The 15680-nt window shown below is 52.0% G+C and carries 10 protein-coding genes; all 10 read left to right on the plus strand.

Going from position 1 to position 15680, the window contains the following annotated elements; all coding sequences use genetic code 11:
- Positions 1-100 precede the first annotated feature (100 nt).
- The 10 genes from I8J30_RS18525 (at position 101) to I8J30_RS18570 (ending at position 15622) form a co-directional block, all read left to right on the plus strand.
- On the plus strand, positions 101-1150 hold the full coding sequence (locus tag I8J30_RS18525; protein ID WP_210660556.1) for a zinc-dependent alcohol dehydrogenase: 1050 nt from the start codon (positions 101-103) through the stop codon (positions 1148-1150).
- 569 nt (positions 1151-1719) lie between these two features.
- The gene (locus I8J30_RS18530) at positions 1720-2571 is read left to right on the plus strand and encodes a helix-turn-helix transcriptional regulator (protein WP_210660558.1); all 852 of its coding nucleotides are present in this window, start codon (positions 1720-1722) and stop codon (positions 2569-2571) included.
- Between the two features lie 26 nt (positions 2572-2597).
- The gene (locus tag I8J30_RS18535) at positions 2598-3605 is read left to right on the plus strand and encodes a Gfo/Idh/MocA family protein (protein WP_210660559.1); all 1008 of its coding nucleotides are present in this window, start codon (positions 2598-2600) and stop codon (positions 3603-3605) included.
- A 38-nt stretch (positions 3606-3643) separates the two neighbouring features.
- Positions 3644-6436 carry an alpha-L-rhamnosidase-related protein gene (locus tag I8J30_RS18540; protein ID WP_210660561.1) on the plus strand — a complete coding sequence of 931 codons (2793 nt, stop codon included), beginning with the start codon at positions 3644-3646 and terminating at the stop codon, positions 6434-6436.
- Positions 6437-7275: 839 nt separating this feature from the next.
- On the plus strand, positions 7276-9021 hold the full coding sequence (locus I8J30_RS18545; RefSeq protein ID WP_338044891.1) for a sensor histidine kinase: 1746 nt from the start codon (positions 7276-7278) through the stop codon (positions 9019-9021).
- Positions 9022-10401 (plus strand): response regulator transcription factor, encoded by a 1380-nt coding sequence (locus tag I8J30_RS18550; protein ID WP_210660563.1) that lies wholly within the window; start codon positions 9022-9024, stop codon positions 10399-10401. It abuts the gene before it with no gap.
- A 167-nt stretch (positions 10402-10568) separates the two neighbouring features.
- Entirely contained in the window at positions 10569-12317 is a 1749-nt protein-coding gene (locus I8J30_RS18555; RefSeq protein ID WP_210660565.1) for an extracellular solute-binding protein, read from the plus strand.
- Between the two features lie 64 nt (positions 12318-12381).
- Positions 12382-13275, plus strand: a complete 894-nt coding sequence (locus tag I8J30_RS18560) for an ABC transporter permease (RefSeq protein WP_210660567.1) — start codon at positions 12382-12384, stop codon at positions 13273-13275.
- Positions 13276-13294: 19 nt separating this feature from the next.
- Positions 13295-14179, plus strand: coding sequence for a carbohydrate ABC transporter permease (locus I8J30_RS18565; protein ID WP_210660747.1), 885 nt, complete (start codon positions 13295-13297; stop codon positions 14177-14179).
- Between the two features lie 21 nt (positions 14180-14200).
- Positions 14201-15622 (plus strand): alpha-amylase family glycosyl hydrolase, encoded by a 1422-nt coding sequence (locus I8J30_RS18570; RefSeq protein WP_210660569.1) that lies wholly within the window; start codon positions 14201-14203, stop codon positions 15620-15622.
- The last annotated feature ends 58 nt before the right edge of the window (positions 15623-15680 follow it).

The following is a 15680-nucleotide window of genomic DNA, read 5'->3' on the forward strand; positions in this document are numbered from 1 at the left end:
GTTCGGAGATGGAGCGATCAAACGGTGAATGCTACGATAGCTTCAGGTTCCACTTGGTTACTTGCCAGCATGTGGATGTCGAGGAGAGAGGGATGAGGATATGACGGCACAACGGTTGGACTTTATTGCTCCAAAGGAAGTTGCTTTTGCAGCCATTGACGATAATAAGCTGGAAGCGAAGGAAGTCAGACTTACGACGCTGTACTCGGGCATTAGCGCCGGAACGCAATTGACGGCCTACCGAGGAATGAATCCTTTTGTGAAAAAGCAGTTCAATCCGGAGCAGCGGATCTTCACGGATCGAATCGAGGAGGAATCCTCCTTGTATCCGGTGCGGGGCTGCTGGGGGTATGAAGAGGTTGGCGTCGTTTCGGAAATCGGATCGGCCGTTAACGCTATTAAAGAAGGCGATGTCGTATACGGAACATGGGGGCATAAAAGCTCGCATGTCGTGACAGAGGACTTCGCGCGCGATCATCTGCTGCCGCAAGGACTCGATCCACTCGCCGGTATTTATTCGCAAATGGGTGCGATCGCGCTGAATGCGATTTTGGATGCGGACATTCACATCGGGGAAACGGTTGCCGTGTACGGACAAGGTGTGCCGGGGCAGCTTGTTGCTCAGTTGGCTAGACTGAATGGCGCGGAAGTGATCGCGATCGATCTCGACGATTATCGGCTCGGGTTCTCCGAGCGCTTCGGAGCAGCGCATACGATCAATTCGCGGAATTGCGGCGATGTTGCGAGCCGTATTAAAGAGCTGACAGGCGGCAGGGGAGCCGATATCGCGATTGAAATTTCCGGTGCTTCCGGTGCGCTGCATGAAGCGATTCGCTCGGTAGTCTACAACGGGCGAGTGGTGACTGCGGGTTTCTATCAAGGCGGAGCGAAGGACCTGTATCTCGGCGAAGAGTTCCATCATAACCGTGTGCAGCTCATCGGCTCGCAAATCAGCGGCATCAACCTGCAGCTGACGAATCGCTGGGATCGTCTGCGAATGGAACGGACGATCATGGAGCTGGCATTGTCCGGCCGCCTGAAGCTGTCGGAGCTTGTCACGCACCAAGTACCGTTCGAACAAGCGGCAGAGGCATACCGGATGCTCGACGCCAATACGGAGAAATCCCTGCAGGTCGTATTGAAATTTTAGTGGTGGTGTACGTAAACTCCGGCGAGCTTGCCGGAGTTTTTGTTTAGACGGGGTGCGGTGGGGAGGCCGGAGTGGTGAAAGGCTGCACATTAGCGCCTTGGCAGCTCAGAGTTAGATATGCTGCATTTACGCTAACGAATTGTAGAGGTCTTATTTCAGCTAATTTGGCGGGTTTGAAATTCTAACGAATCGTACAGCCGTTATTTGGTGTCAAATCGCCTATTTTCGCTTCACCATTCACAGAATAAGGCTCTTACAATTCGTTAGATTCCGAAAGGGGCTTATTTTGTGAAAATAAGGCTTGTAGGATTCGTTAGCGCTAAACCATAGTGAAACTGGATGGCCGACCGAGGTTTAACATCTGAACCAAGATTCGGGGGAGAACACCTCCGAGCTCTTGGTTCTTGATGTAAAACCTCGGAATAAACCTCCCGAGGCTTTACATCACCAGTGGACGGAAATCCCCCCGCAGCAGACAGTTTTCCCTCACGAGGTCAACCGAGGTGTTTGTATAATAGAAGGACAACCGCCCACGCGCCTCATCGAGTAGGGCAGTGAGGAGTCTGACCATGAAGAACAATCATCCGTGGCTTCCGCTTATTGAGAAAGCTTCGCTGCATATGCTGGAGCATGATTTGCACAGACGAACAGAGCTGCGGCAAGTGAACCGCAAGCTCCCTTTCTATATTGCATCCTACATCAAAGAAGGCTCGTGCAGGCTGCATATTGCGGGCCGCGATTATTTTGCGGGACCTGGGGATGTCGTGCTCATTCCGCCCTACGAGCTGCATGACCATGTCAAAGACACGAACGAGGAAACGGAATTTCTCTGGTGGCATTTTACGCTGCAGGTTGCGGGATGTATCGATGCCCTGCAGGCTTTTCGTTTTCCGGTTATTTTTCGATTGCCGAAGCCGGAGCAATTTGAATCGGTGTTTCATGAATACAGCAGGATTGCAGGCGGAATGAGCTCGCTGTCGGGCAGCCTGATGAAGAAAGCCAAGGCGCTCGAGCTGGTCGCCATTCTGATCGACGCCGCCATCCATCATCCGGATGTGCTGCTGAAAGCGGAGCATTCCGATCCGTTCATGAGCATGATGACGGAGCTGCTGGACAATCCGGATCGCAGAATCGATCTTGCCGAGCTCGGCAAACGCTATTATATGCATCCCACCTACATTGCGGAGCGCTTCAAGAAGCTGTTCGGCATTACGCCGACAAGGCTGCAGTTGCAGCTTCGGCTTCGCAGAGCGAAGCAGCTTCTCGAAACCGAGAGCCGCCCGATCACGGAGATCGCGCGGTTGACCGGATATGAGGACATTGACGATTTTTCACGCTTTTTCAAAAGCAAAACGGGCCTCTCCCCGCTCAAATACCGGACAAGCCGCTTAGCCGGCGGAGGAGGCAGCCAATTCAACTAACCTTAACTCACTGGAGGAGTATCAATATGCTGAAATCGATTCGAGTCGGTATTGCAGGCCTTGGCATGATGGGACAGAAACACGCGCGCCATTTGCTTAACATCCCGGGCGTTGAAGTCACCGCGGTTTGCGGTACGACGCTTGAGAAAGCGGAAGCTTTCCGCGAAGCGCACACAGGCGGCGCGGCTAACGCTTACGAGGATTTCAACACCATGCTGGAGAAGGAAACGCTCGATGCGGTGTATATCTGCCTTCCGCCTTATGCGCATCAAGGGCAAGTGGAAGCGGCGGCGAGCAAAGGCATCGCGGTTTTCCTGGAGAAGCCGATCGCGCTGAATACCGAAATTGCCGAGCGCATGACTGCGGCGGTAGAAGGCGCAGGCGTCGTGTCGCAGGTTGGCTACCACAATCGCTTCGGCGCTGCGGTCAAAGAGTTGAAACGGCTGATCGAGAACGGTACGGCCGGCATCCCGACACTGTTCGATGGACGTTACGATTGCAACTCGCTGCATTCGTCTTGGTGGAGTGATCGCAATCTCTCAGGCGGACAGGTGTTTGAGCAGGTCATTCATACGTATGATCTGGCGATGCATTTCTTGGGTACGCCGGATAAGATCAGCGGCTTTACAGCGAACTTAAACCATCGCGAAGCGGAAGGTTATACGGTTGAGGATACAAGCGCTGCTATTATTCGCTTCCGCTCCGGGGCGATGGCATCCATCACGGCTTCCAATTGCGCCGTGCCCGGAGAATGGAACTGCAGCTTTACGGTTATTTGCAGCAAACTGACAGCTTACTTCACGAGCGCGAACGATGCCGAGTTCGTGTTTACCGGAGGATCACAGAACGAACGTCAAACCTATGCCTCCGAACTCGACGTGTACGAGGATGAAACGGTTGCCTTCATCGCGGCGCTGCGCGGGGAAGGACCTGAGGTTTGCCCGATTCGCGAAGGGCTCCGCAGCTTGCGGTTAGTTGAGAATGTGATGCAATCCGCCGACGATGACGGCAGACAGATCGCTTACGTCGAATAAAGAACGAACCATTTTGAAAAAAAGGTGTGTGTACGCTCATGCAGGCAAAAGCGATTTGGTACGATGAGTCCGGACAAGGACGCAATCTCTACGCGAGGTTCAGATTGACGCTGGATTTGAAGAGCAAGCCGGAGGACGCGATTCTCCATTTGTTCGCGGATACGACATACCAGCTGTACATTAATGGTAAGTATGTCCGTTTGGGCTCGCTGCGATTCGATCCCCGGCATCCGGTGTACGATTCCCATGATCTAAGCGGCTTGCTTCAAGAAGGCCGCAATGTGATTGCGGTGCAGGTCAACTACGTGGGGCACAAAACGTTTATCACGATGCTGTCGCAAGCCGGCTTCACGGCTTGGGGCGAAGTTGCGCTTGCGGGCGGCGAACGAATCGAGCTCGCGACAGGAAGCGCAGCGTGGAAAGCGTCCGCGGCGCTCGCTTATCGGTATGCGGCCAAATCGAGCTTGTTCTTGAAAGCAGGCGATCTCTATGATCAGCGTCTGGAGGAAACAGGCGATTGGCGCGGGATCGAATTCGATGACAGCAGTTGGCTGAGCGGAGTTGCGCTCGCGAATCAACAAGCTTGGGGCGAGCCCGAGGCGCGGGGAATCCCGTATATGTCCGGAGAGCCGGTTCCGGTTGAGCGCGTGCTGCATCTGATGCCGCTTGAGCCTCAAGAATTGCTCTGCTCATTCAGCGTGCCTATGCCGCATGTGAATGAAATTCATGAGCCGGAGCTGACCAGCCGATTCATGGCGGTGAAGACGTGGATTTATTCGCCGGAGGACGTCGTCATTACGATGGGACTGTTCTATCAGAACAGCTGGATCAACGGGGAGCCGATTGCCAAAGGGCTGTATGCCGACGACAAAAGCATGCGTCTGAATCACCGCGTAAGTCTGCGCAGAGGGTGGAATGCTTATTTTGCCAAATGCGATTCGCTTCAAGATATGTATCACCATTACCTTGCACTGCCCGAAGGCTTCGGGTTAGTCGTATCAGCGGATCGTGACCCGGAAGGAACCGTACTGTTCAACCGTTCGCCGGTTGTCTCTCATGAATTATATGCATCCGCGATAAAGGGACGCGAACTGCCTTTCGCAACGGAAGATGAGCTCGAGGATGCAGGAGGCTGGATCGAAGTCACGGTACATGAGCAAGGCGAAAGCCCGACGATGTCCACGGGCTGGGACACGTACGGCCATGCATTCGAATCGATCGAACCGGATCAATTAACGGATCGCGTCTTCTCTACTGCCGATTATCCGAATGGCTTCTCTTTGCTTATCGACTTAGGTCTGACTCGGCTTGTGCTTCCGCGCGTTGTGCTTGAAGGAGCTGGAGGCGCGACGGTCGACCTGACCTATGGCGAGCACTTGAACGCGGACGGCAAGCATCTGCGCCATTATCATTGGTACGGGCTTGGAGACAGAGCTTACGGAGACAAACGCTCCGCGCAATTGGATTGGCGGCTAACGCAGCCGCGAGGCTTCCGTTATATCCAATTGACGGTGCGGAATCCAAAACAAGATGTAGTGCTGAGAGGGTTGGAGCTTGCTTCAGCCAGCTATCCGGTAGAGACGAAAGGGACGTTCCGCTGCTCCGATCCGCTGCTTGAGCAGATTTGGGAGATGGGGGTTCGGACGGAAGCGGTTAATATGGAGGATGCTTATACGGACTGCGTGACGCGTGAGCGTGGGCAGTATATCCGCGATACCATTATTCAATACCATAACAATTTAGCGGTATTCGGCGATCAGGCGTTGATGCGGCGCAGCCTTCAGCTTATGGGGCAATCGCCCGATGCGACCGGTAAATTCAGAGCGGTGTATCCGAATACGGGCGACTATACGATTTCGGATTTTGCGCTCAATGCGCTGGAAGGGTTCTGGGCGTACTATGAACAAACCGGGGATGCGCAGCTGGTAGAAACGTATTGGGATGCCATCCAACATAACCTGGCTTGGTTCCACGAGCTGGCTGATGAGCGCGAAGATCTGCTGCTCGACGCGGAGTGGGATGTGAAACGCGGCATTAATGCGCATTACGGCGGTTTCCATGGCGACCTGGCCATTGTAAAAGGGTACCTGGACATCACGGGCATTCACTGCGTGTTCAGCTGTACGTATCTGATTGCCCTGCGCGCCGCTGCGAAGCTGGCAGGAGCCATCGGCAAACGGGAAGTGATCAGCGAGCTGGAGCGCAGAATCGCTACTCTTGAACAGTCCATCCGCGATACGTTCTGGGACGAGGAGCGCGGCTGCTACAGCGATAACGAGCGGAAGCTGTCTCACTCGGCGCACGCAAGCTTGTTCGCTGCACGCGCCGGCGTGCTGACGGCCGAGCAGCTGGAGCCGGTGCGCGCGCATGTACGCAGCGATCTCAAATCGCTGTTCGTGAACGGTTATGGGCCGGAGGATGGCGTGTATGTATCGCCGAGCTTCTCCTTTTATATTTTCGAAGGCTTGTATTTAATTGGCCTTACGGATACGGCTGAGCGGATGATGCGTCAAGGCTGGGGCTGGTTCCTGCAGAAGGGGCTGAAGCAGACGCCGGAGTATTACGACCTGGGACAAAGTCTATGCCACGCATGGTCTGCTTGCCCGACGTACTTCATGTCCACGCATGTGCTGGGCGTTCATCTGCCGACGATTGAGAAGCCGGACGAGGTTGTCATTCATGTGCAGACAGCTGAAGTAACGGAAGCCGAAGGCGCCGTGCCGCACGCACTCGGCCTGATTGAAGTGAAGTGGCATACGGACAAGAACGGCGCGCGCGTATTCGATTATGTTCGCGTACCGGAAGGCCTGCGAGCTACGATTGTGGAGTAACGAGTTGGATATAGATTGAGAGTCAACACCTCAGCCGGGAACGGCTGGGGTGTTTTTATTGTTGGCTGTTCTAGCTCGAGCAGGAATTAAAATGCTGCTCAAACTGCAGCATTTTTAGGGAAATCAGACTCGGGATCAGCAGATGTTGCTCAAACTGCATCATTTTACCGTCAAAGTGGCTCTCTGGAGTCCAACATGAGTGAAATGTTGCCTATCCAGCAGCGTTTTGCCAACAGCCCCATGCGCAAGCCGAAAAAGGATGCGGTTGAGTTGGGGGAGTTTGGGGGCTGAGAGCTCGCATTTGCGACTCTCGGCTTCTTTTTCCGATGGGTTTGGTGCGGAGAGTTCCGTGTATCTGATTCGATCCGCTAGACAGATGAGACGTGGAAAACAGCGTTATCGGACCTATCAAGTGGTCAATCTTGTCCATTAGAACAAAAATAAAGTACATTCACTGTATTTATGGACACCAGTGACCATTAGAATGAATACTTCGCGGTTTTTACTGTCTTTTTCCTCGATTACGGACACTAATGACCGTATGAAAACTAAAATTACAATTATTTGATGATAACGGACACTAATGACTGCATGAAAACTAGCTAACGAACCACAGTTAGATTGTCAAAGGTGCGAAATCCGGCCCAATAAGGCCTCTACGGTTCGTTAGCGTGAAAAGCCTTTATTCGAGGCAGTTCAATCCAGCAATGCCAGCCCTCACAGAGGGTTACTAAAATTTCTCCCCCTCTTTCAAGCAAATTGTCGCATACACAATTTGTCGTTTCAGGGTATGATAATAAGTTGGGAAGAGCTTTTCCCATCGGGCGGGCGACACAGAGGTGAGAAAGGGCGGATTGCTTACGAAGACGGACTTCTTGCGGCTTAGAAACGTAACCTTCAAAAACAGAATTATTTTCATCTTCCTCATTAGCAGCTTGACTCCGTTTATTTGTTTAGGGTTTATTTCCTTCTATACCATCGATTCTATAATCGGCAATAAAGTGGAAAGCGCGCTTCAAAGTAATTTGAAGCAAGATATTATGACGCTGGAGAATGCGATCAACAACTTAAACCATGTTTCCCAGCAGCTGGCGTATGGCGGCGGAACAAATAGGCTGCTCGAACAGCTCGCTGCCGAGCAGGAGCCTTATGAACGGCTGAAGCTGACGAACGATATTAAGACGGAGCTGAACGTCATCTCCTTTTCCAATCCGAATGTCGGATTGATGATGTTTTACGATCCGGAGAAAGATACGCATGATTTCGAAAATTTCAGAGTGCGGGGAACCTTCAGGCCGAAGGAGCTTCCCGTGTTAGCCGCGTATTCGGAGATCACCTACTATGGGCCGTATAAGAGCTACAATGGCTCTATCAATCAGTTTGTGTTCAGTATTATGAGGAAAGTGAATTTACCGGATCAGAACATTTACTTGTACATAGAGACGGGCCGAAGTGCCATCGAGTCGTTATTCGCCCCGCAGAATCGCAAAGAAAGCTCGCGCCGCCTGCTCATTCTGGATGATCAGCGCCGGATTGCGTTCAGCGAGGTGCAGGATGCTTTTCCGGAGAATACGGTGTTTCCGGACTCAGATCAGACATCCGGCTATCACGGCGATTATTTCTGGAATCGGGAGATCAGCAACCAAGGCTGGAGCATCGTCTCGGTTACGCCGGAGAATGAGCTGAATCAGGAGCGGAACCGCTGGTTATTCCAGATAACAGGGATTTTCTTGGCTTTCTTCGTCGGTGCCGTATTCTTCTCCTGGCTCTTATGGAAGATGGTATACCGGCCGCTGGATAAGTTTAATATGGAGATCAAATCGTTGATCCACTCCAGTGCGAAGGAGCATACGGAAGTTACGCATATTCCGGAATTCGATTATTTGCTCTATCAGACGCGAAGCATGAAGGGAAAGATATGGGCCTTATATGAAGAAATCGAATTGAAGGAGAAGCGGCGTGCGGATTTGGAGGTGGAGAAGCTGCTCTACCAGATCAATCCCCATTTCCTCATGAATACGCTCGATACCGTGCACTGGCTGGCTTTGATGAACGGGCAGCAGGAGATCGACAAGCTGGTGCTTTCCTTGAATAAATTGCTCTATTATAATCTTGGCAAAATGGGCGAGGTTTCGACGATCGGCGATGAGATCGATGCCTTGAAGGAATATTTGCAGCTGCAGCAGATTCGGTATGATTTCCAATTCGACGTGGATTTGGACGTGGACGAGAAGGCGCTGGCGATTCCTTGTCCGCGGTTCCTCATGCAGCCTTTAGTCGAGAATGCTCTCTATCATGGCGTGAGCGATGACGGGTATATCTATGTTGGCGTGCAATGGAATGAGCAAGCGCTGCAGATTACGATTCAGGATAATGGAGCGGGCATGCCGCAGGAAACGATTGATCGTCTGCTGGATGATGAGGCCAAAGACAGCCATAAGGTCGGCATGGGCATCGGGATGAGATATGTGAAGCGAATTTTGCAAGCCACTTACGGCGAGACGGCAGTGCTGGAAATCAGAAGCGAGATTGGAAAAGGGACGATTGTATCGCTGCGTCTCCCGATCTTAAGGAGTGGAATATAGATGATTCGCGTGTTGATTGTAGATGATGACAAGCTGGTACGCAAAGGCCTTGCTTCGGCCATGCCCTGGAAGGAATTCGGGATGGAGGTCATCGGCGAGGCGAATAATGGCGAGAATGCGCTCAAATTCATGGAAGAGAGCAAAGTCGATCTGCTCATTACGGATTTGTCGATGCCCGTCATGTCCGGTATCGAGCTGATGAGAATCGTTCGGCAGCAATACCCGCATGTTCAGATCGTGGTGCTGACGCTTCATCAGGATTTCGAATACGTGCAGGAGGCATTAAGGCTCGGAGCCATCGATTATATAGCGAAGGTGCAGCTGGAGAGAGAGCAGTTCGAGGAAGTATTGGGCAGAATCAAAACATTGATGGAGCAAAAGGAAGGCTCCAAGGCGGCATCTGCACCGGACGAGGAAGCGGAACAAGCCGATGAATGGTTTGTTCTGTACGCGCTGAATCCGATGAACGAAGATTCAAAGTCGTCGTCTTCTGCTGAGTATGCCCTCCCTGATCAGGCGGTTGAAGCGGAGGCCGGGATTTGGTACTGGAGCGGCAGTCCGCTTGTATCCTATCTGCCCGATCCCAATGCGGCATTGGTATGCTTTCAGCATCTATCCGGCCTAGACAGGAAGTCCGTTCTGCAGCTGATACGCGGGTATAAGAAGAGCGATTTGTTCTACGAGTTTGACCCAACGGAGTCGGTACTGTTCGTGAACGCCGCCGAACTGCTGCATCGGGAGAAGGCGGACAGAAGCTTCGGCGTGGATCAGATCAAGGGGAAATGGCTGTCTGCGGACTGGATCTATGAAGCAAACGTATTCGAGTCGATGATTCAGGAGCTGAAAGGCTATAAGATGCCGCCGATTCGGCTGGCCCGCATCTTCTTCTCGCTTTCCGATGAGTGGAACAGGCTGTATCAGCAGATTCTGACGGAGCCGATCCTGATCGAGGATTTCTTCTCCAGCTGGTTCCGATTCGAGGAGTGGCTCACGGATGTACGCGATCGGATAAGCAGCGCTAATACGAAGCCGCTGTTCTCCAAGGAGATCCAGAACAGCATCGTGAAGGCGATGAACCTGGCGCAGATGAACATCAGCGAGCCGATCGCGGCTGCCGATGTCGCCCAGCAGGTCAACATGAGCAGCAGCTATTTCAGCCAATGCTTCAAGCAATACGTGGGCCAGACGTATTCGGATTATGTGCGTGATATTCGGATGGAGAGGGCCAAGGAGTATCTGCGCAACACGACCAAGACGATTCAATGGATCGCGGAGCAAATCGGCTACAACGACGAGAAGTATTTCAGCCGTTTATTCCGGGAGCAGGTGGGCGTTCTCCCAAGCGAGTTTAGGCAGCTCTCGGAGGGCCGCACCAAATAGGGTAGAATGCGTACGGAAGATGGGTAGACATTTTTCGTACGCATTCTTTATTTTGCGAAGAATCGTCTACCTACTACGGAATAGCGCTCTAACTCGGGACTGCAAAGAGCCATGCTATATTGAATTTGTCAGAAACACATAACGAAATATCCACGAGGGGGAGCAATATGAGAAAGGGTATATTATCGACCATGGCTGTGCTGCTGGTGACGGCGAGTCTGGCCGCTTGCGGCAGCAACAACGATGGCAACAATGGTGCGGCGAGCAATAACGAAGCAGGGAACAGCAAGGAAACGGCAAACGCAAGCAACACGCAAGCAAGCAATAATGCAGCAACCAACACGGCAGCCGATGAAGCGATCGATCCATTCGCGAAGTTCGCGGAACCTACCGAGGTATCCATCGGCAGAGGGATTGATCCGAATTACAAGTTTGACGGTACCGATACGGCAGAAGACAATGTGTACACGCGTTGGTTGAAGGATAAATTCAACATTGTAGTCAAGCATGCATGGGAAGCGGCACAAGGTCCCGATTACCAGCAGAAGGTGAGTCTGGCGATCTCCAGTAATGACCTGCCGGATGCGATGGTCGTCAACGAGACGCAGCTGAGACAAATGGTCAAAGCGGGTCAGCTGGCAGATTTGAACGAAGTATATGACAAATACGCAAGTCCGGAATTGAAGGCGGTTTACGATTCCAACCCGGGTCTGCTGGATGGCGTAACTTTCGACGGAAAGCTGTATGCCCTTCCGGAAACGACGCTTCCTTCTGCGCCATTGACTTGGATTCGCAAAGATTGGCTCGACAAGCTGGGACTGCAGCCGCCTAAATCGCTGCAGGATCTGGAGAACATCGCTAAAGCGTTCATCGATAACAAGATGGGCGGCGACAAAACGGTGGGTATCGTAGGTACGCAGCAAGGCGGCACGCTGTACTCCACATTCCTGAACTCCACGGATCACTGGTATAACTTCTCTTCCTTATTCTTCGCTAACGATGCTTACCCGGGCATTTGGGTGAAAGACAAGGACGGCAATGCGGTATACGGCTCCACTACACCGGAGACGAAGCAAGCGCTGGCGATGATGAAGGACTGGTACGCGAAAGGTATTCTGGACAAGGAACTGGGCGTTCGCAAAAGCACGGCCGAAGTGGTTGCAGCCGGACAAACGGGCATATTCTTCGGACCTTGGTGGTCTGCCTATAACAACATCCCGGATAATATTAAGAACGATCCGAAAGCAAACTGGAGACCGTATGCGGCGCCGCTTGACGCAGCAGGCAAATTCAACTCCAACCAAGCTACGGGAAGCAGCTATATCGTAGTTAGCAAAAATGCGAAACACCCGGAAGCGATCGTGAAGATGACTTCGATTCATAAATGGGGCAAGGACGAGGAATTCAACAAGCTGACGGCAGGCAAGCAAATGACTTCGCAAGAGGTGCCGTTGTTCCTGATTCTCGGTGCCGGCGACCAGCTTGAGTATGCGGTAAACTCCCTGCGCAAACATCTGAAGGGCGAAATGAAGATTGAAGATTTCGATCAAGTCAACTACGGCTGGGCTTACGAAATGGCGAAGCATGTAGACGCGATTAAGAAAGAGCCATTCGACAGCTATGATATCGAAACGTTCGACCAAGCGGCGGATCCCGGATTCTTCACGCATATCTATGCCCATCTGAACGGCGGTTCCACATTCGTCGATGCCGATATCAATTGGGTACGAAGCATTGCGACGGCTCAAACGAAAACAATGGAATCGAGATGGACGAACCTGAAGAAAATGGAAGACGAAACGTTCCTCAAAATCATCATGGGCAGCGAAGAATTGGATGCCTTCGATACGTTCGTGACGAAATGGAAGGATCAAGGCGGCGACAAAATCACGGAAGAAGTTAACGAGCTTAAATAGTTTAAAACTGGTCAAGACGGGTACTCGCTACTCGTCTTGACTTCCTAATAAGGGGAAATCAAGGATGAAGATCAACAAAGGATTCGCGAAACATTATTATCTCATGCTGCTGCCCGGACTGGTTTGGTTGTTCTTCTATAATCTGTTTCCTATGTACGGCATCATGACGGCCTTTAAAGATTTTAATCCGGGCGTTGGCATTCTGAAGTCGCCTTGGATCGGTTTAGAAAATTTTCAATATATGTTTGAACTTGATGACAGCAAGATTATTTTCCGGAATACGATCTTCATTGCGTTAGCCAAGATGGTCGGAAATCTCGTTGTTCCGCTGGCCTTTGCGCTGATGCTTAATGAAGTAAAGAATAGAGTGTTTACCCGTACGGTTCAGACGGTCGTGTATTTGCCGCATTTTCTATCCTGGGTTATCGTTGCGGGCATGATGCTGGACATTTTCTCTTACTCCGGTCCCGTGAATCAGGTTTTAGCCGGTTTCGGACTGGAGAAGGGGCTGTTCTTTGCCGATGCGCAGATTTTCCCGGTACTCATCGTCGGAAGCGATGTGTGGAAGGAATTCGGCTTCAATGCCATCATTTTCTTCGCCGCTTTAACGTCGATTAATCCTGAGATGTATGAGGCTGCCGCGATTGACGGCGCGTCTCAGTGGAAACGATTGACCCGCATTACGCTCCCGAGCATCATACCGGTTGCCGTGCTTCTCGCAACGTTAAGCATGGGCAACATTCTCAACGCAGGATTCGATCAAATCTTCAACTTATATAATCCAACGGTCTATTCCACCGGCGACATTATCGATACTTGGGTGTACCGGGCAGGACTCATTGATATGCAGTATGGCTTAGCAACGGCGGTAGGGCTATTGAAATCGGTTGTCGGATTCGTCTTGATCGCGGTTTCGTACAGCTTGGCTTACCGGTTTGCCAACTACCGAATTTTCTAAGGTAAAGGATGAAAGCATGATGATTACCGAACGTTCAGCGGTTTCCAGACTTTTCAACGGATTGAATATCATACTCCTCTTGGCGACTATGCTCTTGTGCTTGTTGCCGGTCTGGTATACCTTATCCATTTCATTAAGCGATAAAGCTGCGGCGTCGGCAGGGCAGGTGTTCTTGTGGCCGAAAGGCTTCACGTTTGGTTCTTATGAGACGATCATGCAGGATGGGCAATTTTTCAAATCGTTCTTTATTTCCGTGCAGCGCGTCCTCTACGGATCTGCCATTTCCTTCATCGTCGTTCTCTTAATGGCTTATCCGCTCTCGAAGAGCGGGAAGGAATTTAAGGCCAGAAACGTGATCATGTGGCTGCTGGTCTTCGCCATGCTCTTCAATGGCGGCTTGGTGCCATGGTATCTGACGATGAAATCGCTAGGCATGATCAACAGCATCTGGGGCTTGGTGCTTGGCGGGGGCTTGCCGGTATTTAACGTCATACTCGTCATGAACTATTTCCGGAATATGCCGAAGGAAGTGGAAGAATCGGCATTGATGGACGGAGCGGGGCCGTGGCGGATCCTGTTCAGCATCTTCTTGCCGCTTGCTATGCCGGTACTTGCAACGGTGCTTGTATTTACGATCGTGTACCACTGGAACGAGTTCTTCCAAGCGCTCGTGCTGATGAATAAATCCGTTCATTATCCGCTGCAGTCCTACATCAGGCAGGTCGCGGTGGTAATCGATCCGACCAAGATGGATGAGGAATCGGTCAAACGGATGTCGGAGCTATCCAACCAGACGCTCAATGCGGCCAAAATTTTCATTTCCATGCTGCCGCTGCTCGTCATTTACCCCTTCTTGCAAAAGTATTTCGTCAAAGGGATCACCCTTGGCTCGGTAAAAGGTTAATACGAGAACGGATGGTGAGTCATGAAACGCTTTGTTGCTCTGCCTCTGGCGGTCTGTCTGTTCAGCTTGGCATGCCTGGTTTCCGCCTGCAGCAGCTCGAATCGCGAAGCGGATAAACCGGCGGCGAACGCGGTGTCTGAACAGAAGCAGAATCAGGTGCAGAAGAGCCTTGGAACGGCGGTACCGGACTGGTCGGAGAAGGCCGTCATGTACGAGGTCAATATCAGGCAATACACGAAAGAAGGGACATTCAAGGCATTCGAAGCCCATCTGCCGCGGCTCAAGGAGCTTGGCGTGGATATTTTATGGCTCATGCCGATTCACCCGATCTCCAAGAAGAACCGGAACGGAACGCTTGGGTCTTACTATGCGGTTGATGATTATAAAGCGGTCAATCCGGAGTTCGGGACGGAGGCGGATTTCCGGGCATTGGTGAACAAAGCCCACTTGATGGGCTTCAAGGTCATGCTGGATTGGGTGGCCAATCATACGGGCTGGGACAATCCTTGGCTAGCTAATCCGGGCTGGTATACGACGGATGAGAATGGCGATATCGTGCAGCCTGCCGGCACGAATTGGACGGATGTTGCCGACCTGAATTATGACAATGCGGATATGCAGGCGGCGATGATTGATGCCCTTAAATATTGGGTCAAGGAGTTCGACATTGACGGCTATCGCTGCGATTATGCAGGCGGCGTGCCAACGGCCTTCTGGGAGAAAGCGCGAGCGGAACTGGAGCAGATCAAGCCGGTCTTCATGCTGGCGGAGGATGATCAACAGCTTGGACTGTTGAAGCATGCGTTCAATGCCAATTACGGCTGGCAGCTGTACAACATGATGAATCGGATCGCCAAAGGACTTGGCAATGCGGAGCAAGTCAAGAAGTACGGGGAGCGGCTTGCGAAGACGTATCCCGGGGGCACCTACCCGCTGAACTTCACGTCCAATCATGACGAGAACTCCTGGACAGGGACGGAATATGAACGGCTGAAGGATGCGGTGGAACCGATGGCGGCTCTCAGCTTCTTGATGCCGGGTATGCCTTTGATCTACGCGGGGCAGGAAGCAGGCTTGAACAAACGGCTTCAGTTCTTCGAGAAGGATGAGATTGAGTGGGATGATTTAGCGATGTCGGCGTTGTACACGGACCTTATTCGGTTGAAGCATGACAATCCGGCGCTGTGGAACGGCGCATCAGGCGGTGCTTATCACACCTTAGCGGCCGGCGACAACGGCGATATCCTAGCTTTCGAGAGAACGAAAGACAGCAACACGGTTATCGTCGTGATGAATTTGTCGGGCGAACCCGTGAAGAGTACGATCCAAACGGGGGGAGCCGCAGGAAGCTATCAGGCGTTTCCATCCGGGGCAGCAGCGGATGTTCAAGCTGAGCAGCCGATTGAGCTAGCCCCATGGGAATACCTGATTTATACGCATTAAGAGGAACGGAGTCCGGGGCTGCCCGGGCTCCGAGCATTAGGAAGCCCAAAATTTGATC

The organism is Paenibacillus lignilyticus (assembly GCF_017942085.1).
Lineage (GTDB): Bacteria > Bacillota > Bacilli > Paenibacillales > Paenibacillaceae > Paenibacillus_Z > Paenibacillus_Z lignilyticus.